Origin of the sequence: Vibrio sp. zbq_1, assembly GCF_043102935.1 — a bacterium.
GTDB classification, from domain to species: domain Bacteria; phylum Pseudomonadota; class Gammaproteobacteria; order Enterobacterales; family Vibrionaceae; genus Vibrio; species Vibrio parahaemolyticus.
This window is the reverse complement of sequence record NZ_JBICJH010000042.1, coordinates 281866-302999: the sequence shown is the minus strand read 5'-3', so window position 1 is coordinate 302999 and position 21134 is coordinate 281866. Positions and strand designations below refer to the sequence as shown.

Genomic DNA, 21134 nt, shown 5'->3' with positions numbered 1-21134 from the left:
TAGTTAAACGTTTGCTAGCTGAGATCTTGTGGTTCTATGTCTAAATTCCAGCGAACTTTTTTGGCATTAGGCAACAACTCAATAGCAGGTTTGGCACTGGTTAATAACTTTTGCATTAATGAACGGTGCTGGGTTTGGAGTAACAGCTGCCAACGGTATTTGCCTGCGCGTTTGGCGAGAGGCGATGGTGTTGGACCAAGCACCATGCAGGTGTCGTCAAACAAAGGGTGCGATTCTAAGGTAAAGCGAACTTGGCGCAGAAAATCTTCTACGATCTCGCTCTGATTCGCTTCGGCTTTAAATAGAGTCAGGAAACTGTAAGGTGGCAACTGCGCCAGTTTACGTTCCTCTAATGCCGTCATAGCGAAGTGTCGGTAGTCCTTTTCCAATAAGGCTTGCAACAAACTGTGCTCAGGATGGTGAGTCTGTAAAACCACTTCCCCCGGCTTACTTGCACGTCCGGCTCGCCCTGCTACTTGAATGAATAGCTGCGCTAATCTTTCGGAGGCGCGAAAGTCGCTACTATATAGGGAGCCATCAACATCTAGCAAGGCGACGAGCGTTACATTGGGGAAATGGTGTCCCTTAGCTAGCATTTGAGTGCCAATTAAAATTTGATATTCACCCTTGCGGATGGAGTCCAACGCGTCTTCTAAGCTACCTTTGCGGCGCGTGCTATCCCTGTCGATACGGATGGCTTTGTATTCGGGGAACAGTTGTGCCAATTGTTGTTCTAACTGTTCGGTACCGACACCAACGGTAACCAGTTGAGTTGAACCACAGCCCTGACACTGATGAATCACTGGTTGCTGTGAACCACAATGGTGGCAGCGAATCTCATTGCTGTATTGGTGGAAGGTGTAATAAGCATCACAACGTTTGCATTCGGCAATCCAACCACATTCATGACACATGAGAGCAGGGGAGAAACCACGACGGTTAAGAAACAGCATCACCTGATTGCCTGCTTTAAGGTGTTTGCGCATTTCCGCAATCAATGGGGCAGATAAACCACTTTCTAAATACTGACCTTTGACGTCGAGCACTTTATTAGTAGTAGGAACCGCAGAGCCTGCGCGTTGGGTCAGGGTTAAATGGTGATACTTGCCTGACAAGGCATTGTGCAATGTCTCCAGTGCAGGTGTGGCTGAGCCCAGAACAATCGGAACTTGTTCTTTATGAGCGCGCATTACAGCAACATCGCGTGCATGATAACGCAAGCTATCTTGCTGTTTGTAAGAGGTGTCATGTTCCTCGTCCACAATGATAATCCCGAGATCAGCAAAAGGCGCGAGTAGGGCAGAGCGTGTGCCGATAATGATTCCGGCCGCTTTGTCGCGTGCAGAAAGCCACGCATTCAGACGTTCCGTCTCGTTTAATCCGGAGTGGATAACGTCAACTGGCACATTAAAACGGCGTTTAAAGCGGTTGATGGTTTGTGGTGTTAAGCCAATCTCTGGTACTAAAACCAAGGCTTGTTTACCTTTCTCTAAGACCGGCTTGATCAGGTTGAGGTACACTTCTGTCTTACCTGAGCCCGTGACGCCTTCTAATAAATAGCAGGCAAAACCTGTTTGGCTATTTACGCTCGCAATAGCTAGCGCTTGTTCGTGGTTGAGCTTTGGCTTCTCGACGTCGCATTCAACGTGCTGTCCCCACTGGATGATTGCAGGCTTCTTCTCGATACGTTCAATCCAGCCTTTATCTTCTAAAGACTTTAGTACAGTTGAGGCTATCTCTTGGTCGACAAATTCCTGGTGAGGCAAAGCGCCGTTAACCAACATTTGCAAGACCTTCTGTTGTTTGATCGCTCGACGATCAAGCCCTTGCATCAGCTTGTCTTTACCGGATTCGGTAATTTGCCACTCTTGTAGCGTCGCAAAATCTGCAGGCTTTCCTTTACGCAGAGCTGCTGGCATCGCATTGTGTAGCGTATCTCCAAGTGGGTATTGGTAGAACTGGCTGCACCAAATCAGCAACGAATAAAGCTTTTCAGGCCATACCGGCTGAGAATCAAGAACTGCTTTGATTGGCTTGAGTTGAGCTTTGGGGAAATCCGAGTGATTAACCATCGCGGTGACGATGCCAACTAACGTTTGACGTCCAAAAGGTACGGATACGCGCCCGCCAATGATAGGAAACAGGTGTCCTGGGATGGCATAGTCAAATTGTTTGTCGAGAGGTACGGGCAGTGCCACTCTAGCAATGGATGGACGCATAGATTCGTAGCTATATAAAAGAAGAAAGGACTGTAGAGTTTATTAAAATCGTCCCAGGAATACGAGTCAACCTACGGAGTGTGTTCGGAAATATACTAATATCACCGGATTGGTGAAAAAAGTGGCGAAAAAATTGCCATACGTATTGATCCTATCTAGGGGATTCATTACTATATCGCGCCTTGAGATATGGCTTCAGCAATTGGTTGGTGCGGTATCCCATTTTATTATTAATTGCGTGTGGTGTGCGGCTTAGATTCGTATAGCGACACGGCCTACTATTGAGGTTATCCCATGAAAGCTGGTATCCACCCAGAATACAAAGCAGTAAACGCTACTTGTTCTTGCGGCAACTCTTTCGAGTTCAACTCTACTCTAGGTAAAGAGTCTATCCACCTAGACGTATGTGACAAGTGTCACCCATTCTACACTGGTAAGCAACGTATCGTTGATACAGGCGGCCGTGTTGATCGCTTCAACAAGCGTTTCGGTGCACTATCAAGCGGTAAGAAATAATAGCAACTGCTATTACGATTACAGTTTAGAAAAGGACGCTTCGGCGTCCTTTTTGTTTATGGCCCATTTTGCAGGTGACCATAAAACAGCAAGTTAAAAATAGTTTCGATTATTTTTCATTCAGCCCTTGCAACCTAAAGTGTGATCTGTATAATGCGTCGCACTGGTTAAGCCAGTTGTGAACCAATGAGCAGTGAGGAGCTAACTTCCTTATAGGACGGTTAGGTAATGTAGACTCAGCTTATGTTCGCGGTTAATACAATTAGCTATCTTTTCTTCGGAAAAACTATCCCCAAAGGTGACTTTGGCACGTAGGGATTGTTAATCGAAAATTAACTGACAATGCGTCCTAATCTTGGATGCTACGGTTTCACATAAATCAATCGGCATTCTCTCGTCTTGACGAGTTTGAGTGGCGATATTGTTTGTGTAATTTTTAAAATTGGAGCTCTGTCTCATGCAGAACCAACGTATCCGTATCCGCCTAAAAGCTTTCGATTACAAACTAATCGATGCTTCTACAGCGGAAATCGTTGAAACAGCTAAGCGCACTGGCGCACAGGTTCGTGGTCCAATCCCACTACCAACTCGTAAAGAGCGTTTCACAGTTCTTATCTCTCCACACGTTAACAAGAAAGCACGTGACCAGTACGAAATCCGTACTCACAAGCGTCTAATCGACATCGTTGAGCCAACAGACAAAACTGTTGATGCTCTAATGCGTCTAGACCTTGCTGCGGGCGTTGACGTTCAAATTAGCCTAGGTTAAGGGAGATTAGAAGTATGATTGGTCTAATCGGTCGTAAAGTGGGCATGACCCGCGTATTTACTGAAGAAGGCGTTTCTATCCCAGTAACTGTTGTTGAAGTTGAAGCTAACCGTGTTTCTCAAGTGAAAACTCTTGAAACTGATGGCTACGCTGCAATTCAGGTTACAGCTGGTTCTAAGAAAGCTAACCGCGTAAACAAAGCTGAAGCAGGTCACTTTGCTAAAGCTGGCGTTGAAGCTGGTCGCGGTCTTTGGGAATTCCGTTTAGAAAACGGCGAAGAGTTCGAAGTTGGTGCTGAACTAACTGTTGAACTATTCAACGAAACTAAGAAAGTAGACGTTACTGGTACATCTAAGGGTAAAGGTTTCCAAGGCGCTGTTAAGCGTTGGAACTTCCGTACTCAAGATATGACTCACGGTAACTCATTGTCTCACCGTGCTCCTGGTTCTATCGGTCAATGTCAGACTCCAGGTCGCGTATTTAAAGGCAAGAAAATGGCAGGTCACATGGGTGCTGAGCGTGTAACGACTCAAAACCTAGAGATCGTACGTGTTGACGCTGAGCGCAACCTGCTTCTTATTAAAGGTGCAGTCCCAGGCGCAACTGGCGGCAACGTGATCGTTAAACCAGCTGTTAAAGCATAACGTCTCAGGAGTAAGTAATGGAACTAATGGTTAAAGGTGCTGATGCACTAACTGTTTCCGAAACTACTTTCGGACGTGAGTTTAACGAAGCTCTTGTACACCAAGTAGTTGTTGCGTACGCAGCAGGTGCTCGTCAAGGTACACGTGCTCAAAAAACACGTTCAGAAGTATCTGGCGGTGGCGCTAAGCCATGGCGTCAAAAAGGTACTGGTCGCGCTCGCGCTGGTACAATTCGTAGCCCAATCTGGCGTACAGGTGGTGTTACTTTTGCTGCGAAACCACAAGATCACAGCCAAAAAGTAAACAAAAAAATGTACCGCGGTGCTATGAAGAGCATTCTTTCTGAGCTTGTTCGTCAAGAGCGTCTAATCGTTGTTGATAACTTCTCAGTTGAAGCACCAAAGACTAAAGAGCTAGTTGCTAAGCTGAAAGAGCTTGAGCTAACTGACGCTCTAATCGTGACTAGCGAAGTAGATGAGAATCTATTCCTAGCTGCTCGTAACCTATACAAAGTTGACGCACGTGATGTTGCTGGTATCGATCCAGTATCTCTAATCGCGTTTGACAAAGTTGTAATGACTGCAGAAGCAGTTAAGCAAGTAGAGGAAATGCTAGCATGATCACTGAAGAGCGTATCCTAAAAGTTCTACGTGCACCGCACATCTCTGAAAAAGCAACTATGGCAGCTGAGAAAGCGAACACTATCGTTTTCAAAGTAGCTAAAGATGCAACTAAAAAAGAGATCAAAGCAGCTGTAGAAAAGCTATTTGAAGTTGAAGTTAAGTCTGTAAATACTCTTATCACTAAGGGTAAGACCAAACGTCAAGGTCTACGCCAAGGTCGCCGCAGCGACGTTAAGAAAGCGTACGTTACTTTGAAAGAAGGTCAAGATCTTGACTTTGTTGGCGGCGCGGAATAACAGGAGTAGTTAAAAATGGCTATTGTTAAATGTAAGCCGACTTCCCCTGGTCGTCGTCACGTTGTTAAAGTTGTTAACGCTGACCTACACAAGGGCAAGCCATACGCACCTCTTCTAGAGAAAAACTCTAAGAATGGCGGTCGTAACAACAACGGTCGTATCACAGTACGTCACATCGGCGGTGGTCACAAGCATCACTACCGTGTAATTGACTTCAAACGTACTAAAGACGGTATCCCAGCGACAGTTGAGCGTCTAGAATACGATCCAAACCGTAGCGCAAACATTGCTCTAGTTCTTTACAAAGACGGTGAGCGTCGCTACATCCTAGCACCTAAAGGTGTTGTAGCTGGTGATGTTATTCAGTCTGGTGTTGATGCACCAATCAAAGCTGGTAACACTCTACCAATGCGTAACATCCCAGTAGGTTCAACTGTACACAATGTTGAACTTAAACCTGGTAAAGGTGGTCAGCTAGCTCGTTCGGCTGGTGCTTACGCTCAAATCGTTGCTCGCGACGGTGCGTACGTAACTATCCGTCTACGTTCTGGCGAAATGCGCAAAGTTCTTTCTGAAGGCCGTGCAACAATCGGTGAAGTTGGTAACTCTGAGCACATGCTACGCGAACTTGGTAAAGCTGGTGCTTCACGCTGGCGCGGCGTACGTCCAACCGTACGTGGTGTAGTAATGAACCCGGTTGATCACCCACACGGTGGTGGTGAAGGTCGTACTTCTGGTGGCCGTCATCCAGTATCTCCTTGGGGTATGCCAACTAAAGGCTTCAAGACTCGTAAGAACAAACGCACTGACAAGTACATCGTACGTCGTCGTAACAAGTAATCTATATAAAGAGGAATCGCCATGCCACGTTCTCTCAAGAAAGGTCCTTTTATTGACCTACACTTGCTGAAGAAGGTAGAGAAAGCGGTGGAAAGCGGAGACAAAAAGCCTATTAAGACTTGGTCCCGTCGTTCAATGATCATCCCTACGATGATCGGTTTGACCATCGCTGTCCATAATGGTCGTCAGCACGTACCAGTATTTGTAACTGATGAAATGATCGGTCACAAACTGGGTGAATTCGCACCAACACGTACTTACCGCGGTCACGCTGCGGATAAGAAAGCTAAGAAGCGCTAAGGAGTAGATAATGGAAGCAATTGCTAAACATAACTTTGCTCGCATTTCGCCTCAGAAAGCTCGCTTAGTTGCGGATCTAATCCGTGGTAAATCTGTTGACCAAGCTCTAGAAATCCTAACGTTCAGCAACAAAAAAGCTGCTGCACTAGTTAAGAAAGTTCTAGAGTCTGCTATCGCTAACGCGGAGCACAACGAAGGTGCAGATATTGACGATCTGAATGTCGCAAAAATCTTTGTAGATGAAGGCCCAACCATGAAGCGTATTATGCCTCGTGCTAAAGGTCGTGCGGATCGTATCTTGAAGCGTTCAAGCCACATCACTGTTGTTGTAGCAGATCGCTAGAGACTAGGAGAGTAAGCAATGGGTCAAAAAGTACATCCAAATGGTATTCGTCTAGGCATCGTTAAGCCTTGGAATGCTACATGGTTTGCTAACACCAAAGATTTCGCTGACAACCTAGACGGCGACTTCAAGGTACGTCAGTTCCTTACAAGTGAACTGAAAAAAGCGTCTCTATCACGTATCGTTATCGAGCGTCCTGCTAAGAGCATCCGTGTGACTATTCACACTGCTCGTCCAGGCGTAGTTATCGGTAAGAAAGGTGAAGACGTTGAGAAGCTACGCGCAGCTGTAGCTAAAATTGCAGGTGTACCAGCGCAAATTAACATCGCTGAAGTACGTAAGCCTGAACTAGATGCGCAACTTGTTGGTGACAGCATCGCGTCTCAGCTAGAGCGTCGTGTTATGTTCCGTCGTGCTATGAAGCGCGCAGTACAAAACGCTATGCGTCTAGGCGCTAAAGGTATCAAAGTGGAAGTAAGCGGTCGTCTAGGCGGCGCTGAAATCGCACGTTCAGAGTGGTACCGTGAAGGCCGTGTGCCTCTACACACTCTACGTGCTGACATTGATTACGCAACTTCTTCGGCTCACACTCAATACGGTGTGATCGGCATTAAAACTTGGATCTTCAAAGGTGAAATCCTAGGTGGTATGCCAGCAGCTAACGCTGTAGAGCCTAAAGGCGACAAGCCTAAGAAGCAGCGTAAAGGCCGTAAGTAAGGAGTCGACAGATGCTACAACCTAAACGTACTAAGTTCCGTAAGGTTCAGACTGGTCGTAACCGTGGTCTAGCTAAAGGTACTGATGTAAGCTTCGGCGAATTCGGTCTTAAAGCTGTTGGCCGTGGTCGTCTAACTGCTCGTCAAATCGAAGCGGCACGTCGTGCAATGACACGTCACGTTAAGCGTCAAGGTAAAATCTGGATCCGTGTGTTCCCAGACAAACCAATCACAGAAAAACCACTAGAAGTTCGTCAAGGTAAGGGTAAAGGTAACGTTGAGTACTGGGTAGCCCAAATCCAACCTGGTAAGGTTATGTACGAAATGGGTGGTGTACCTGAAGAATTGGCACGTGAAGCGTTCCGTCTAGCGGCACGTAAACTGCCTTTCAAAACTACATTTGTAACTAAGCAGGTGATGTGATGAAAGCACAAGATCTACGCGAGAAAAGCGTTGAAGAGCTTAACGCTGAGCTAATGAATTTGCTACGTGAACAGTTCAACTTGCGCATGCAAGCTGCAACTGGTCAACTACAGCAAACTCATACTCTGAAAGCTGTACGCCGTGATATCGCACGTGTGAAAACTGTTTTGACTGAGAAGGCAGGCGCATAATGAGCGAAGTAAAACGTACTCAACAAGGTCGTGTTGTTAGCGACAAGATGGACAAGTCTATCACTGTTGCAATCGAACGTTTCGTAAAACACCCAATTTACGGTAAGTTCGTTAAACGTACGACTAAAGTACACGCACATGACGAAAACAACGAGTGTGGCATTGGCGACACTGTTGAAATCGCAGAGTGTCGTCCACTGTCTAAGACTAAGTCTTGGACTTTGGTGAAAGTTGTAGAAAAGGCGAAGATGTAATCTTCACTCTTCTATGATAAGAAACGGCTCCAAAAATATTTTTGGAGCCGTTTATTTTTTGACTACCCAATCACAGAAAAGGGTGGTACAATTCGCGTCCCTTATAAAGAGGCAGCCCGACCCGTGATGGGTCTAGTTATTAATATTTAGCGGAGCACTAACATGATCCAAATGCAAAGTATGCTGGACGCAGCTGATAACTCAGGCGCACGCAGCGTAATGTGTATTAAGGTTCTGGGTGGCTCACACCGCCGTTATGCACATATCGGTGACGTCATCAAAGTTACTGTTAAGGAAGCAATTCCTCGCGGTAAAGTTAAAAAAGGTGACGTTATGAAGGCGGTTGTAGTGCGCACCCGTAAAGGCGTACGTCGTCCTGACGGTTCTGTCATTCGCTTCGACCGAAATGCTTGCGTACTGTTGAATAACACTACTGAGCAACCAATCGGTACACGTATCTTTGGTCCTGTGACACGCGAACTTCGTGGCGATAAGTTCATGAAGATCGTTTCACTGGCTCCAGAAGTTCTGTAAGGAGCACGTAGAAATGGCAGCTAAAATCCGTCGTAATGACGAAGTAATCGTTCTTGCTGGTAAAGACAAAGGCAAGAAAGGTAAAGTAACTAAGGTCCTAGCAACTGGTAAAGTTATCGTTGAAGGTATCAACCTTGTTAAGAAACACCAGAAACCTGTTCCTGCACTAGGTATCCAAGGCGGTATCGTAGAGCAAGAAGCAGCAATCGATGTTTCTAACGTGGCTATCTTTAATGCAGCTACTGGTAAAGCTGACCGTATCGGTTTCCGTTTTGAAGACGGCAAAAAAGTTCGTTTCTTCAAGTCTAACGGCGAAACCGTTTCTAACTAATAGAAGTAATTTGGAGTTCTACTATGGCGAAACTGCATGATTACTACAAGTCGTCTGTAGTCGCTGAACTGACCAAACAGTTCAGTTACACAAGCGTCATGCAAGTCCCTAGAATCGAGAAAATCACCCTAAACATGGGTGTTGGTGAAGCAATCAACGATAAGAAACTGCTAGAAAACGCAGCATCTGATATGGCAACGATCTCTGGTCAAAAGCCACTTATCACTAAAGCGCGTAAATCTGTTGCAGGTTTCAAAATCCGTGAAGGCTACCCTATCGGTTGTAAAGTAACCTTGCGTGGCGAACGTATGTGGGATTTTCTTGAGCGTTTGATTAACATCGCTCTTCCACGTGTACGTGACTTCCGTGGTGTTAGCGCTAAGTCTTTTGACGGTCGCGGTAACTACAGCATGGGCGTTCGCGAGCAAATCATCTTCCCGGAAATCGACTTTGATAAAGTTGATCGTGTACGCGGTCTAGACATCACTATTACGACGTCTGCTGGTACTGATGAGGAAGGCCGTGCTCTGCTGGCTGCCTTTAACTTCCCATTCCGTAAGTAAGGTGAAGGGTTACTGTTATGGCTAAACAATCAATGAAAGCACGTGAAGCTAAACGTGCAAAGCTAGTAGCTAAGTTCGCTGAAAAGCGTGCAGCGCTAAAAGCTATCATCAGCGATGTAAACGCATCTGAAGAAGATCGTTGGAACGCAGTTCTTACACTGCAATCTCTTCCACGTGATTCAAGTGCATCACGTCAGCGCAACCGTTGTAACCAAACTGGTCGTCCACACGGTTACCTACGTAAGTTCGGTCTAAGCCGTATTAAGGTTCGTGAAGCTTGCATGAAAGGCGAGATTCCGGGTCTTCGTAAGGCTAGCTGGTAATTGCCACTTAATCATTTGGAGTAAATCATATGAGCATGCAAGATCCGATTTCGGATATGCTGACCCGCGTTCGTAACGGTCAGGCAGCAAACAAAGTTGCTGTTAAAATGCCTTCTTCAAAGCTTAAAGTTGCAATTGCTGCACTACTAAAAGCTGAAGGTTACATCGTTGACTTCGCTGTTGAAGGCGAAGCAAAACCTGAGCTAGAAGTAACTCTTAAGTACTTCCAAGCTAAACCAGTAATCGAGCAACTTAAACGTGTTTCTCGCCCAGGTCTACGTGTTTACAAGAAGAAAGATGAACTTCCTTCTGTAATGGGTGGTCTTGGTATTGCTATCGTTTCTACTTCCAAGGGTCTTATGTCAGACCGCGCTGCACGTAAAGCAGGTCTTGGTGGTGAAATCATCTGCTACGTAGCTTAATAGGAGTAGAATATGTCTCGTGTTGCTAAAGCACCTGTCGCTATTCCAGCTGGCGTAGAGGTGAAACTAAACGGCCAAGAAATCACTGTAAAAGGTGCTAAAGGCGAACTAACTCGCGTACTAAACGACGCTGTAGTTATCGCTCAGGAAGAAAACAACCTAACTTTCGGTCCTAAAGAAGGTGTTGCTAACGCTTGGGCACAAGCAGGTACTGCTCGTGCACTAGTTAACAACATGGTTGTTGGTGTTACTGAAGGCTTTACTAAGAAGCTAACTCTTAAAGGTGTTGGTTACCGTGCTGCTATCAAAGGCAATGCTGTAGGTCTAACACTAGGCTTCTCACACCCAGTTGAGCACGAGTTGCCAGCGGGTATCAAAGCTGAATGTCCAAGCCAAACTGAAATCGTGATTACTGGTTGTGACAAACAACTAGTTGGTCAAGTTGCGGCTGACATTCGTTCTTACCGTCAACCTGAGCCTTACAAAGGTAAAGGTGTTCGTTACGCAGATGAAAATGTGCGTACTAAAGAAGCTAAGAAGAAGTAAGGTAACACTATGGATAAGAAAGCATCTCGCATCCGTCGTGCTACACGCGCACGTCGTAAGATTGCAGAACTGGGTGCGACTCGCCTAGTTGTACACCGTACTCCTCGTCACGTGTACGCACAGGTTATCGCGGCTAACGGCTCTGAGGTTATCGCAGCAGCTTCTACTGTAGAAAAAGCGATCCGTGAGCAAGTGAAATACACTGGTAACGTTGATGCAGCTAAAGCAGTAGGTAAAGCTGTTGCAGAACGCGCTCTTGAAAAAGGCGTAACTGCAGTTGCATTTGATCGTTCTGGTTTCCAATACCACGGTCGAGTAGCGGCGCTAGCAGAATCTGCTCGCGAAGCTGGTCTGAAATTCTAAGGTAGGGTTGGAAGATGGCTAAAGAACAACAAGTTCAAGCGAATGATTTGCAAGAAAAGCTAATCGCAGTTAACCGTGTTTCTAAAACGGTTAAAGGCGGTCGAATCATGAGCTTCACTGCACTAACAGTAGTTGGTGACGGTAATGGTCGTGTAGGTTTCGGTTACGGCAAAGCTCGTGAAGTACCTGCAGCGATCCAAAAAGCAATGGAAAAAGCGCGTCGTAACATGACTACGATCGCTCTAAACGAAGGCACTCTTCACCACCCAGTGAAAGGTCGCCACTCGGGCTCTAAAGTTTACATGCAGCCTGCAGCAGAAGGTACTGGTGTTATCGCAGGTGGTGCGATGCGTGCAGTACTAGAAGTTGCTGGTGTACACAACGTACTATCTAAAGCATACGGTTCAACGAACCCTATCAACATCGTTCGTGCAACGATCGATGCACTAGGTAGCATGAAGTCGCCAGAAATGGTTGCTGCTAAACGTGGTCTAACTGTTGAAGCTATTTCGGAGTAAGAACACCATGGCAACTATTAAAGTAACTCAAACTAAAAGCTCAATTGGCCGCCTACCAAAGCACAAAGCTACTTTGCGTGGTCTAGGTCTTCGTAAAATCAACCACACAGTAGAACTTGAAGATACTCCGTGCGTACGCGGTATGATCAACAAGGTTTACTACATGGTTAAAGTTGAGGAGTAATCAGAATGCGTTTGAATACTCTTGCACCGGCTGCTGGCTCTAAACATGCTCCTAAGCGTGTAGGCCGTGGTATCGGTTCTGGCCTAGGTAAAACTGGTGGCCGTGGTCACAAAGGTCAAAAATCACGTTCTGGCGGTAAAGTTCGTCCAGGTTTCGAAGGCGGTCAGATGCCTCTGAAACAACGTCTACCAAAATTCGGTTTCACTTCTCGTAAGAGCCTAGTGTCTGCTGAAGTTCGTCTAGCTGAGCTAGCGAAAGTTTCTGGTGACGTGGTTGATCTAAACAGCCTTAAAGCTGCTAACATCATCACTAAGAACATCGAATTCGTTAAAGTTGTTCTTTCTGGTGAAATTAACAAAGCAGTGACTGTTAAAGGTCTACGTGTGACTAAAGGCGCTAAAGCTGCAATCGAAGCTGCAGGCGGTAAAATCGAGGAATAATCTCGAGGAACGAGGTACAGATGGCTAAGAAACCAGGACAAGATTTTCGTAGTGCTCAGAGCGGCTTAAGTGAACTAAAGTCGCGCTTGTTATTCGTAATTGGTGCACTTTTAGTATTCCGAGCCGGCTCTTTTGTGCCGATTCCTGGTATTGACGCTGCTGTACTTGCCGATTTGTTCGAACAGCAAAAAGGTACCATCGTTGAAATGTTTAACATGTTCTCCGGTGGTGCTCTTGAGCGTGCATCTATATTAGCATTGGGCATCATGCCGTATATTTCGGCATCTATTGTTGTCCAATTGCTAACTGTAGTTCATCCAGCGTTAGCTGAACTCAAAAAAGAGGGTGAAGCAGGCCGTCGTAAGATCAGCCAATACACACGCTACGGCACGCTTGTACTTGCAACCTTCCAGGCTATAGGTATCGCAACAGGCTTACCAAACATGGTCGACAATCTGGTTGTTATCAACCAAACCATGTTTACGCTAATTGCTACCGTAAGTTTAGTAACCGGCACCATGTTCCTAATGTGGTTAGGTGAACAAATTACAGAGCGTGGAATTGGTAACGGTATTTCGTTACTAATTTTTGCAGGTATTGTTGCTGGATTGCCTTCTGCAATCGGTCAAACAATCGAGCAAGCGCGTCAAGGTGAATTGCATGTACTTCTTCTGTTGCTAATCGCGGTATTAGCTTTTGCAGTAATTTACTTCGTTGTTTTCATGGAACGTGGTCAGCGTCGAATCGTCGTTAACTACGCGAAGCGTCAACAAGGTCGTAAAGTATTTGCTGCACAAAGTTCTCACTTGCCACTTAAAATTAATATGGCAGGTGTTATTCCAGCGATTTTCGCATCAAGCATTATCCTGTTCCCAGGAACACTGGCTCAGTGGTTTGGTCAGAATGGTGAGAGCAGCGCGTTCGGTTGGTTAACTGACGTGTCTTTGGCTCTTAGCCCAGGTCAGCCATTGTATGTAATGCTATATGCAGCAGCAATTATCTTCTTCTGTTTCTTCTACACGGCGTTGGTTTTCAACCCGCGTGAAACAGCAGATAACTTGAAGAAGTCTGGTGCATTCGTACCCGGTATCCGCCCAGGTGAGCAGACAGCGAAGTACATCGATAAAGTAATGACACGTCTTACCCTTGCTGGTGCACTGTACATTACCTTTATCTGTCTGATTCCCGAGTTCATGATGGTCGCGTGGAACGTACGTTTCTACTTCGGCGGTACATCACTACTAATCGTAGTTGTTGTAATTATGGACTTTATGGCACAGGTACAGACTCATCTGATGTCTCAACAGTATGATTCTGTGTTGAAGAAAGCGAATCTGAAAGGCTACGGCCGTTAATCCGGCGGTAGACTCAGTTTCATTTACGGAGTTTAGCAATGAAAGTTCGTGCTTCCGTTAAAAAAATCTGCCGTAACTGTAAAGTAATCAAGCGTAACGGTGTCGTTCGCGTGATTTGCAGTGAGCCAAAGCACAAACAGCGCCAAGGCTAATTAGCAGAAATTTTTACTTGAAAATGAAGGTTGGGTCGAGTATATTCCTCGGCCTACCTTTTGCGTGCAAAAGAAGTAGTATTCCGCAGCGTATCCATAACGGGCTTTGCTGCGGCTAATTCTTTTATAGAAACACTTAGGAGTGAATAATGGCCCGTATAGCAGGCATTAACATTCCTGATCAGAAACACGCTGTAATCGCTCTAACGGCGATCTACGGCATCGGTAAAACTCGCTCTCAAGCTATCCTAGCTGAAGTGGGTATTGCTGAAGATGTTAAGATCAGTGAACTAACTGAAGAGCAGATCGATCAACTGCGTGATGGTGTAGCTAAGTACACTGTAGAAGGTGATCTACGTCGTGAAGTATCTATGAACATCAAGCGTCTTATGGACCTTGGCTGTTACCGTGGTCTTCGTCATCGTCGCAGTCTACCGCTACGTGGACAGCGTACTAAAACCAACGCTCGCACCCGTAAGGGTCCGCGTAAGCCGATCAAGAAATAATCGGGAAGGTAGAGTACAATGGCTAAACAACCAACTCGCGCTCGTAAGCGCGTACGCAAGCAAGTTGCAGATGGCGTTGCGCACATCCATGCTTCTTTCAATAACACAATCGTAACCATTACTGACCGTCAAGGTAACGCTCTTGCATGGGCTACTGCAGGTGGTTCTGGTTTCCGTGGTTCTCGTAAGTCTACTCCGTTCGCTGCACAGGTTGCTGCTGAGCGTTGTGCTGAAATGGCTAAAGAATACGGTCTAAAGAACTTGGAAGTTATGGTTAAGGGTCCTGGTCCAGGTCGTGAATCTACTGTTCGCGCACTGAACGCAGCTGGTTTCCGCATCACAAACATCGTTGATGCTACACCAATCCCTCATAACGGTTGTCGTCCACCTAAGAAACGTCGCGTATAACGTTTCTAGGACTATTGGAGAAGAATCATGGCAAGATATTTGGGTCCTAAGCTGAAGCTTAGCCGTCGTGAAGGCACTGACTTGTTCCTTAAGTCTGGTGTTCGCGCGATCGATACCAAGTGTAAAATTGATAACGCACCAGGTGTACACGGCGCTCGTCGCGGTCGTCTATCTGAGTATGGCGTTCAGCTTCGTGAGAAGCAAAAAGTTCGTCGTATGTACGGCGTTCTAGAAAAACAATTCCGTAACTACTACAAAGAAGCTGCACGTCTTAAAGGCAACACAGGTGAGAACCTGCTTCAGCTTCTTGAAGGTCGTCTTGATAACGTAGTTTACCGCATGGGCTTTGGCGCAACTCGCGCAGAAGCACGTCAGCTAGTTAGCCACAAAGCTATCCTAGTTAACGGTAAAGTTGTAAACGTTCCTTCTTTCAAAGTAGCGGCTAATGACGTTGTTTCTATTCGCGAGAAAGCTAAACAGCAAGCTCGTATCAAAGCAGCTCTAGAAGTTGCTGAACAACGTGAAAAACCAACTTGGATTGAAGTAGATGGTGGCAAGATGGAAGGTACATTCAAGCGTATGCCTGAGCGTTCTGATCTATCAGCTGACATCAACGAACAATTGATCGTCGAGCTTTACTCTAAGTAAGGTTTAAACTAAAGAGAGGACACAATGCAGGGTTCTGTAACAGAATTTCTTAAGCCACGTCTAGTTGACATCGAACAAATCAGCTCGACTCACGCAAAAGTAACTCTTGAGCCATTAGAGCGTGGCTTTGGTCATACTCTGGGTAATGCACTTCGCCGCATTCTTCTATCTTCTATGCCTGGTTGTGCAGTGACAGAAGTAGAAATTGAAGGCGTACTTCATGAGTACAGCACTAAAGAAGGCGTACAAGAAGATATTCTTGAAATCCTTCTAAACCTTAAAGGTTTGGCAGTGCGTGTAGCTGAAGGCAAAGATGAAGTGTTCATTACTTTGAACAAATCAGGCTCGGGCCCTGTGGTTGCAGGTGACATCACCCATGACGGTGATGTAGAGATCGCTAACCCTGAACACGTTATTTGTCACCTAACGGATGACAACGCTGAAATCGCAATGCGTATTAAAGTTGAACGTGGTCGTGGTTATGTTCCAGCTTCTGCGCGTATCCATAATGAAGAAGACGAGCGTCCAATCGGTCGCCTACTAGTAGATGCTACTTACAGCCCAGTAGACAAAATTGCCTACGCTGTAGAAGCAGCTCGTGTAGAACAGCGTACTGATCTAGACAAGCTTGTTATCGATATGGAAACAAACGGTACTCTAGAACCTGAGGAAGCAATCCGTCGTGCAGCTACTATCCTAGCTGAACAATTGGATGCATTCGTAGATCTTCGTGATGTACGTGTTCCTGAGGAGAAGGAAGAGAAGCCAGAATTCGATCCGATCCTACTGCGTCCTGTAGACGATCTTGAACTAACAGTTCGCTCTGCTAACTGTCTGAAAGCAGAAGCGATTCACTACATCGGTGATCTAGTACAACGTACTGAGGTTGAGCTACTTAAAACGCCTAACCTTGGTAAAAAATCTCTTACTGAGATTAAAGACGTACTTGCGTCACGTGGTCTGTCTCTGGGCATGCGCCTAGAAAACTGGCCACCTGCATCAATCGCTGAAGATTAATCGATACTAGTTAGAAGGATTAGGTCATGCGCCATCGTAAGAGTGGTCGTCAACTCAACCGCAACAGCTCACATCGTAAAGCGATGTTTAGCAACATGGCTAGCTCTCTAGTACGTCATGAAGTTATCAAGACTACTTTGCCAAAAGCAAAAGAGCTACGTCGCGTAGTTGAGCCTTTGATTACACTAGCTAAGACTGACAGTGTTGCTAACCGTCGTCTAGCATTTGCACGTACTCGTGACAACGAAGTAGTTGCAAAACTATTTAACGAACTAGGTCCACGTTTTGCTGCTCGTCAGGGCGGTTACACTCGTATCCTAAAAGCTGGCTTCCGTGCTGGTGATAAAGCTCCAATGGCTTACATTGAGCTTGTAGATCGCCCAGCTGCTGAAGAAGCTGCTGAGTAATCAGTTCGTAAGAACGAGAAAGCCGAGCGTTAGCTCGGCTTTTTTGTATCTGTAATTTGTTCAAAAATGGGAGCCTACTGTCTGTAGGCTCCCATTCTTTTTACTTCTATTTCGATGGGGATTTCGCTTAAAGCGAAATTACTTACCGCTCGTCCATAGACCGCTTAAAGACTTCAATAGTCCCTCACTTGCTCCTTGCTCATTTAGGTAACCTAAAATCACTGGTGCAAATTGGCTGATCATCGATGGGTCTAGTCCTAGTGCATTAAATGCGCTTTGTACTGCACTCAAGCTTTCGATGTTACCTAACAGGCTTTGTGCACCTTTCAAGTTGGATAATCCAGGGATCAATGACTGCAATTCCGTGCTGTTTTGTTGAGACAGTTGGCTTTGAGCAAGTGCAATTAGGGCACTGCTGCCACCTGCAGCTTGTTCTGTCGAAACTGGTAGCTGACTCGTTAGTAGCTCAGTAAGAGGTGAAGATTCTGCATTTAGGCCTTGGCTTACCATATCCATAAGACCATTTTTGCTGCTCTTATCTACGACAGTGTCCAAAAACGCATGTGCGCTGCCAATATTCACTGATAGGAGAGCTAAAGTTAGGAGAGTTTTACGCATAGTACCTCCGACGGTTGAGCGATTTAACTTATTTGTTGTATTTATTTTTTGAAGGTCATTTGACTGACAACTTCTATTATTTTATAAAAAAAGCGGCGCTAATGCGCCGCTTTATGTAGGTCATTGAGAAAAGTCTCAATTATAGAATGTCTAGTAGCTCAACTTCGAATACTAGTGCTGCGAATGGAGGGATTGCAGCGCCTGCGCCACGTTCACCGTACGCAAGGTCTTGTGGGATGTATAGTTTCCACTTAGAACCTACAGGCATTAGTTGTAGAGCTTCAACCCAACCTTTAATTACGCCAGTTACTGGGAACTCAGCTGGTTGGCCGCGAGATACAGAGCTGTCGAATACTGTGCCGTCTGTTAGTTCACCGTGGTAGTGAACACGTACAGATTTATCAGCTGTTGGGATTTCGCCAGTACCTTCATTGATAATTTCGTACTGTAGGCCAGATTCAAGAACATTAACTTCTGGACGTAGAGCGTTGTCTTTTAGGAACGCTTCACCATCAGCTGCTGCTGCTTTAGCTGCTTCTTGACGAGCTGCTTCTGCGCGAGTGTGTAGCTCTTGCAGTGCATTGTTGATTTCGTCAATTTCGATTGATGGCATTTCGCCAGTCAATGCTGTTGCGATACCCGCAGCGATAGCGTCAACGCTAAGGCCTTCCAGACCAGAGCCAGCTAGTTGCTGACCCATTTGCAGACCAATGCCGTAGCTTGCTTTTTGTTCTGCAGTTTCAAATTTAATTTCAGACATGAATGTCGCTCTTATTAGGAGTGATAAAGGCAACAGGATATCAGTTTCGAGCTTAGGTTTAAATAATTGCTGCCGATTGCGTTATCTGACCATCCAGCGTGTGACTTATCTCTTACTCCAAGTGAAATTTCTGCTAATTTAAGCCAAATTCCATTTTACTTTAGTCAAAACCATATACTCTCCGCGCTGGTATTTTTATACTGGTAGTAGAAGTATTAAGGGACACATCAACATGAATCGTCGCAGAAAGAAAAAGCAGCAAGTCGACTACGTCGAGTTGGTCAAACAAAAGTTCGCTGCTATCAACTGGAAGCAGCCGTTCAACAAAAGTAAGTGGTTGGAACGTGTAGAACCAATCAAGGCATTTTGGCAGCGCTTACCTAAATTCCATCAACGAGCTTTGATGGTGTTAATGCCATTATTACTTCTACTTCTGATTGTACCGTTACCGAAAAAAACGGAAGCGTTAGTCGAACAGCAGGGTGAAGTGGATAGCCAGCGTGTTGCGATCCAGTTAAATGCGCAAAGCCTGAGTCAGCAACGTACGTCGCAAAACTCGGGGCCTAAGTCAGAAGACTGGAAAGAGTACCATGTGAAGAATGGTGATACGTTAGCTCAAGTTTTTCGCAACAATCAGCTTTCTATGGCTGACCTTAGCGCCTTAGTAAAAATAGAAGGAAGCGACAAGCCACTGAGCCATATCAAGCAGGGGCAACTCATCCGTTTTAAACTCTCAGAAAACGGCCAGTTAGATATGTTGCAACTGGAAAAGAGCGATCATTCGGTTATGTTTTTTCGCCTATCGGATGGCAGCTTCGGCCGAAACAAATAGTTTCCATTGTAGATTTAAAAAAGACGCGATTATCTCGCGTCTTTTTTATTGCAGTTTTGTAGAGGTTTATTGAGTCGATTGCTTCCTACGCATGTCTACGTGTGGAATTCCATCTTCTAAGTAACTGTCAGAAATAACTTCAAATCCATGGTGAGCATAAAAATCGATAAGATGTTCTTGTGCACCAATGTCTATGGTTTTTTCGGGCCATAACGTAGAACATGCTTGGATGGCTCGTGTGATTAGCTGATGGCCTAAGCCACCACCTCGGGCTGTTTGTTTGGTCACGACTCGGCCAATACTGACGTTATCGTAAGTGGTTCCAGCTGGCAGAAGCCGAGCGCAGGCAACTAATTCATCATTGTGGTAGCCGAGTAGGTGATGAACGCCGTCAATAACATCCCTACCATCTAGCTCTGGGTACGGGCAAGTTTGCTCGACGACGAACACATCGACGCGTAAGCGCAGCATCTCATACAGTTGTAAAGTAGTTAGTTGAGCAAAAGGCAAAGTGATCCAAGTGGTCATGTCCGTCGTCCATAATGATAGTAGAGTGCCTGAATGTACTCGCTTTTGTTTCAATACTCATTAACAATGGTTAATTTTCACTGGTCTTCCCAGAAAATCTGGCGATAATGTGCCCTCTTTTTCATCCCACCTGAGGATATTTCCCTGTGAGCAAACAAACTTTTGACCAAGTAGGCCTGAACCCAGCGCTACTAGAAACGCTGGATTCATTGAACTACACCCATATGACGCCAATTCAAGCGTTAAGCTTACCGGCGATTTTGAATCAGCGTGACGTAATTGGTCAGGGTAAAACGGGCTCGGGTAAAACAGCGGCGTTTGGTCTTGGCGTGCTATCAAATCTAAACGTAAAACGATTTCGCGTGCAGGCTTTGGTGCTGTGTCCGACTCGCGAACTGGCGGATCAAGTTGCTAAAGAAATTCGAACGCTAGGGCGTGGTATTCATAACATTAAAGTACTTACGTTGTGCGGCGGTATGCCGATGGGACCGCAAATTGGTTCGTTAGAGCATGGTGCACATATCCTTGTTGGTACTCCGGGGCGTATTCTGGATCACCTTGAGAAAGGCCGTATTAACTTGGAAGAGCTGAATACACTGGTGCTGGATGAAGCCGATCGTATGCTAGAAATGGGCTTCCAAGACGCTTTGGATGCGATTATTAATGCGGCGCCTAAACAGCGTCAGACATTGCTGTTTAGCGCCACATTCCCAGAGAAGATCGAGAAAATCGCTCAGCGTATTATGAAATCGCCAGAGATGATCAAGGTTGAATCGACTCACGATACTTCCAGCATTGCTCAATACTTCTACAAAGTAGAAGGAACTGAAGCGCGTGATGAGGCGCTAGCGAATCTTCTTTTGACTTACCAACCAGAGTCGGCGGTGGTGTTCTGTAATACGAAGAAAGAGGTTCAAAATGTTGCGGATGAATTACACCATCGTGGCTTTAGCGTGATCGATATTCACGGTGATCTTGAACAGCGTGAACGTGATCAAGCACTGGTGCAATTTGCGAACAAGAGCGTTTCTATTCTTGTAGCAACGGACGTGGCGGCACGAGGTTTGGATGTGGACAATCTTGATGCTGTGTTCAACTTTGAGCTGTCTCGTGACCCAGAAGTGCACGTGCACCGTATTGGCCGTACTGGCCGAGCAGGCAGTAAAGGTTTGGCGTTCAGCTTCTTTGGTGAAAAAGACGGTCTACGTGTTGCTCGTATCGAAGAGTACTTAGAGATGGATGTGGTACCCGCGACCTTGCCAGCGAAATCAAATCAGCAGCCATACCAAGCGAAGATGGTGACCATCAACATTGATGGCGGCAAGAAGCAAAAAGTTCGTCCTGGCGATATTCTTGGTTGTTTGACTGGCAAAAATGGCATCCCAGGTGCGCAAGTGGGCAAGATTCATTTGTTCCCTGTACGTTCTTACGTTGCTGTGGAAAAGTCTGCCGCGAAGAAAGCACTGCAAATTATCAGTACGGGTAAGATGAAAGGGCGTCAGTTCCGAGCGCGTCTTCTTAAATAAGTCATTAGATTGAACAAAG

Annotated in this window: 35 protein-coding genes; 31 read left to right on the top strand and 4 right to left on the bottom strand. The window is 45.8% G+C overall.

What is annotated here, in order from left to right; all coding sequences use genetic code 11:
• Window positions 1-14: 14 nt before the first annotated feature.
• Window positions 15-2219, bottom strand: coding sequence for a primosomal protein N' (gene priA, locus ACF8CV_RS21150; protein WP_097371446.1), 2205 nt, complete (start codon window positions 2217-2219; stop codon window positions 15-17).
• Between the two features lie 294 nt (window positions 2220-2513).
• Between priA and rpmE the strand changes: the two genes are divergently transcribed.
• The 29 genes from rpmE (at window position 2514) to rplQ (ending at window position 16851) form a co-directional block, all read left to right on the top strand.
• Window positions 2514-2735: a 50S ribosomal protein L31 gene (gene rpmE / locus ACF8CV_RS21145; RefSeq protein WP_005457203.1), complete on the top strand. Its 222-nt coding sequence runs from the start codon at window positions 2514-2516 to the stop codon at window positions 2733-2735.
• 457 nt (window positions 2736-3192) lie between these two features.
• Window positions 3193-3504 carry a 30S ribosomal protein S10 gene (rpsJ, locus tag ACF8CV_RS21140; protein ID WP_004410492.1) on the top strand — a complete coding sequence of 104 codons (312 nt, stop codon included), beginning with the start codon at window positions 3193-3195 and terminating at the stop codon, window positions 3502-3504.
• Between the two features lie 14 nt (window positions 3505-3518).
• Complete coding sequence (rplC, locus tag ACF8CV_RS21135) at window positions 3519-4148, top strand: 50S ribosomal protein L3 (protein WP_005456132.1); 630 nt, start codon at window positions 3519-3521, stop codon at window positions 4146-4148.
• Between the two features lie 17 nt (window positions 4149-4165).
• Window positions 4166-4768 (top strand): 50S ribosomal protein L4, encoded by a 603-nt coding sequence (rplD, locus tag ACF8CV_RS21130; protein WP_005379556.1) that lies wholly within the window; start codon window positions 4166-4168, stop codon window positions 4766-4768.
• Window positions 4765-5067, top strand: coding sequence for a 50S ribosomal protein L23 (rplW, locus tag ACF8CV_RS21125; protein ID WP_004398471.1), 303 nt, complete (start codon window positions 4765-4767; stop codon window positions 5065-5067). The genes rplD and rplW overlap by 4 nt, the downstream gene beginning before the upstream one ends.
• Before the next feature lie 15 nt (window positions 5068-5082).
• Complete coding sequence (rplB, locus tag ACF8CV_RS21120; RefSeq protein ID WP_005489461.1) at window positions 5083-5907, top strand: 50S ribosomal protein L2; 825 nt, start codon at window positions 5083-5085, stop codon at window positions 5905-5907.
• A 21-nt stretch (window positions 5908-5928) separates the two neighbouring features.
• Entirely contained in the window at window positions 5929-6207 is a 279-nt protein-coding gene (gene rpsS / locus ACF8CV_RS21115) for a 30S ribosomal protein S19 (RefSeq protein ID WP_004394525.1), read from the top strand.
• A gap of 10 nt (window positions 6208-6217) precedes the next feature.
• On the top strand, window positions 6218-6550 hold the full coding sequence (gene rplV, locus ACF8CV_RS21110; protein WP_005383164.1) for a 50S ribosomal protein L22: 333 nt from the start codon (window positions 6218-6220) through the stop codon (window positions 6548-6550).
• 18 nt (window positions 6551-6568) lie between these two features.
• The gene (gene rpsC / locus ACF8CV_RS21105; RefSeq protein WP_005383161.1) at window positions 6569-7267 is read left to right on the top strand and encodes a 30S ribosomal protein S3; all 699 of its coding nucleotides are present in this window, start codon (window positions 6569-6571) and stop codon (window positions 7265-7267) included.
• 11 nt (window positions 7268-7278) lie between these two features.
• On the top strand, window positions 7279-7689 hold the full coding sequence (rplP, locus tag ACF8CV_RS21100) for a 50S ribosomal protein L16 (protein ID WP_005379577.1): 411 nt from the start codon (window positions 7279-7281) through the stop codon (window positions 7687-7689).
• A complete protein-coding gene (gene rpmC, locus ACF8CV_RS21095) occupies window positions 7689-7880 on the top strand; it encodes a 50S ribosomal protein L29 (protein ID WP_005379576.1) in 192 nt (63 codons plus the stop codon). Before rplP ends, rpmC begins: the two co-directional genes overlap by 1 nt.
• The gene (gene rpsQ / locus ACF8CV_RS21090) at window positions 7880-8134 is read left to right on the top strand and encodes a 30S ribosomal protein S17 (protein WP_005461671.1); all 255 of its coding nucleotides are present in this window, start codon (window positions 7880-7882) and stop codon (window positions 8132-8134) included. The genes rpmC and rpsQ overlap by 1 nt, the downstream gene beginning before the upstream one ends.
• A gap of 162 nt (window positions 8135-8296) precedes the next feature.
• Window positions 8297-8668 (top strand): 50S ribosomal protein L14, encoded by a 372-nt coding sequence (gene rplN, locus ACF8CV_RS21085; RefSeq protein ID WP_005489425.1) that lies wholly within the window; start codon window positions 8297-8299, stop codon window positions 8666-8668.
• A gap of 13 nt (window positions 8669-8681) precedes the next feature.
• Window positions 8682-8999: a 50S ribosomal protein L24 gene (rplX, locus tag ACF8CV_RS21080; RefSeq protein WP_005455662.1), complete on the top strand. Its 318-nt coding sequence runs from the start codon at window positions 8682-8684 to the stop codon at window positions 8997-8999.
• A gap of 23 nt (window positions 9000-9022) precedes the next feature.
• Window positions 9023-9562 carry a 50S ribosomal protein L5 gene (gene rplE / locus ACF8CV_RS21075; protein ID WP_005455660.1) on the top strand — a complete coding sequence of 180 codons (540 nt, stop codon included), beginning with the start codon at window positions 9023-9025 and terminating at the stop codon, window positions 9560-9562.
• A gap of 17 nt (window positions 9563-9579) precedes the next feature.
• Entirely contained in the window at window positions 9580-9885 is a 306-nt protein-coding gene (rpsN, locus tag ACF8CV_RS21070; protein WP_005455658.1) for a 30S ribosomal protein S14, read from the top strand.
• Between the two features lie 29 nt (window positions 9886-9914).
• On the top strand, window positions 9915-10307 hold the full coding sequence (rpsH, locus tag ACF8CV_RS21065; RefSeq protein WP_005455656.1) for a 30S ribosomal protein S8: 393 nt from the start codon (window positions 9915-9917) through the stop codon (window positions 10305-10307).
• A gap of 12 nt (window positions 10308-10319) precedes the next feature.
• Entirely contained in the window at window positions 10320-10853 is a 534-nt protein-coding gene (rplF, locus tag ACF8CV_RS21060) for a 50S ribosomal protein L6 (RefSeq protein ID WP_005455654.1), read from the top strand.
• Window positions 10854-10862: 9 nt separating this feature from the next.
• Complete coding sequence (gene rplR, locus ACF8CV_RS21055) at window positions 10863-11216, top strand: 50S ribosomal protein L18 (RefSeq protein ID WP_005435088.1); 354 nt, start codon at window positions 10863-10865, stop codon at window positions 11214-11216.
• A 14-nt stretch (window positions 11217-11230) separates the two neighbouring features.
• Window positions 11231-11734, top strand: a complete 504-nt coding sequence (gene rpsE, locus ACF8CV_RS21050; protein WP_005435090.1) for a 30S ribosomal protein S5 — start codon at window positions 11231-11233, stop codon at window positions 11732-11734.
• A 7-nt stretch (window positions 11735-11741) separates the two neighbouring features.
• Window positions 11742-11918: a 50S ribosomal protein L30 gene (rpmD, locus tag ACF8CV_RS21045; protein WP_000201159.1), complete on the top strand. Its 177-nt coding sequence runs from the start codon at window positions 11742-11744 to the stop codon at window positions 11916-11918.
• Window positions 11919-11923: 5 nt separating this feature from the next.
• Complete coding sequence (gene rplO, locus ACF8CV_RS21040) at window positions 11924-12358, top strand: 50S ribosomal protein L15 (protein WP_005450562.1); 435 nt, start codon at window positions 11924-11926, stop codon at window positions 12356-12358.
• Window positions 12359-12378: 20 nt separating this feature from the next.
• Window positions 12379-13713, top strand: coding sequence for a preprotein translocase subunit SecY (gene secY, locus ACF8CV_RS21035; protein ID WP_005481401.1), 1335 nt, complete (start codon window positions 12379-12381; stop codon window positions 13711-13713).
• 38 nt (window positions 13714-13751) lie between these two features.
• The gene (gene rpmJ, locus ACF8CV_RS21030) at window positions 13752-13865 is read left to right on the top strand and encodes a 50S ribosomal protein L36 (RefSeq protein WP_000868186.1); all 114 of its coding nucleotides are present in this window, start codon (window positions 13752-13754) and stop codon (window positions 13863-13865) included.
• Window positions 13866-14014: 149 nt separating this feature from the next.
• Window positions 14015-14371: a 30S ribosomal protein S13 gene (gene rpsM, locus ACF8CV_RS21025; protein ID WP_005450559.1), complete on the top strand. Its 357-nt coding sequence runs from the start codon at window positions 14015-14017 to the stop codon at window positions 14369-14371.
• 18 nt (window positions 14372-14389) lie between these two features.
• Complete coding sequence (gene rpsK, locus ACF8CV_RS21020; protein WP_001118870.1) at window positions 14390-14779, top strand: 30S ribosomal protein S11; 390 nt, start codon at window positions 14390-14392, stop codon at window positions 14777-14779.
• Window positions 14780-14806: 27 nt separating this feature from the next.
• Complete coding sequence (rpsD, locus tag ACF8CV_RS21015) at window positions 14807-15427, top strand: 30S ribosomal protein S4 (protein ID WP_005383146.1); 621 nt, start codon at window positions 14807-14809, stop codon at window positions 15425-15427.
• Between the two features lie 24 nt (window positions 15428-15451).
• Window positions 15452-16444: a DNA-directed RNA polymerase subunit alpha gene (locus ACF8CV_RS21010; protein ID WP_005383143.1), complete on the top strand. Its 993-nt coding sequence runs from the start codon at window positions 15452-15454 to the stop codon at window positions 16442-16444.
• A gap of 26 nt (window positions 16445-16470) precedes the next feature.
• On the top strand, window positions 16471-16851 hold the full coding sequence (rplQ, locus tag ACF8CV_RS21005) for a 50S ribosomal protein L17 (protein WP_005383141.1): 381 nt from the start codon (window positions 16471-16473) through the stop codon (window positions 16849-16851).
• A 138-nt stretch (window positions 16852-16989) separates the two neighbouring features.
• Here rplQ and ACF8CV_RS21000 read toward each other — a convergent pair whose 3' ends face one another.
• A complete protein-coding gene (locus ACF8CV_RS21000; protein ID WP_017449005.1) occupies window positions 16990-17469 on the bottom strand; it encodes a DUF2780 domain-containing protein in 480 nt (159 codons plus the stop codon).
• A 139-nt stretch (window positions 17470-17608) separates the two neighbouring features.
• The gene (locus ACF8CV_RS20995; RefSeq protein ID WP_005496936.1) at window positions 17609-18229 is read right to left on the bottom strand and encodes an FKBP-type peptidyl-prolyl cis-trans isomerase; all 621 of its coding nucleotides are present in this window, start codon (window positions 18227-18229) and stop codon (window positions 17609-17611) included.
• Between the two features lie 232 nt (window positions 18230-18461).
• Between ACF8CV_RS20995 and ACF8CV_RS20990 the strand changes: the two genes are divergently transcribed.
• Window positions 18462-19061 carry a LysM-like peptidoglycan-binding domain-containing protein gene (locus ACF8CV_RS20990; RefSeq protein WP_020904298.1) on the top strand — a complete coding sequence of 200 codons (600 nt, stop codon included), beginning with the start codon at window positions 18462-18464 and terminating at the stop codon, window positions 19059-19061.
• A 66-nt stretch (window positions 19062-19127) separates the two neighbouring features.
• On the opposite strand, the gene ACF8CV_RS20985 is transcribed toward ACF8CV_RS20990, so the two are convergent.
• The gene (locus ACF8CV_RS20985) at window positions 19128-19589 is read right to left on the bottom strand and encodes a GNAT family N-acetyltransferase (protein WP_025534124.1); all 462 of its coding nucleotides are present in this window, start codon (window positions 19587-19589) and stop codon (window positions 19128-19130) included.
• Window positions 19590-19735: 146 nt separating this feature from the next.
• Between ACF8CV_RS20985 and dbpA the strand changes: the two genes are divergently transcribed.
• Window positions 19736-21115 carry an ATP-dependent RNA helicase DbpA gene (gene dbpA / locus ACF8CV_RS20980; RefSeq protein WP_005454697.1) on the top strand — a complete coding sequence of 460 codons (1380 nt, stop codon included), beginning with the start codon at window positions 19736-19738 and terminating at the stop codon, window positions 21113-21115.
• Window positions 21116-21134 lie beyond the last annotated feature (19 nt).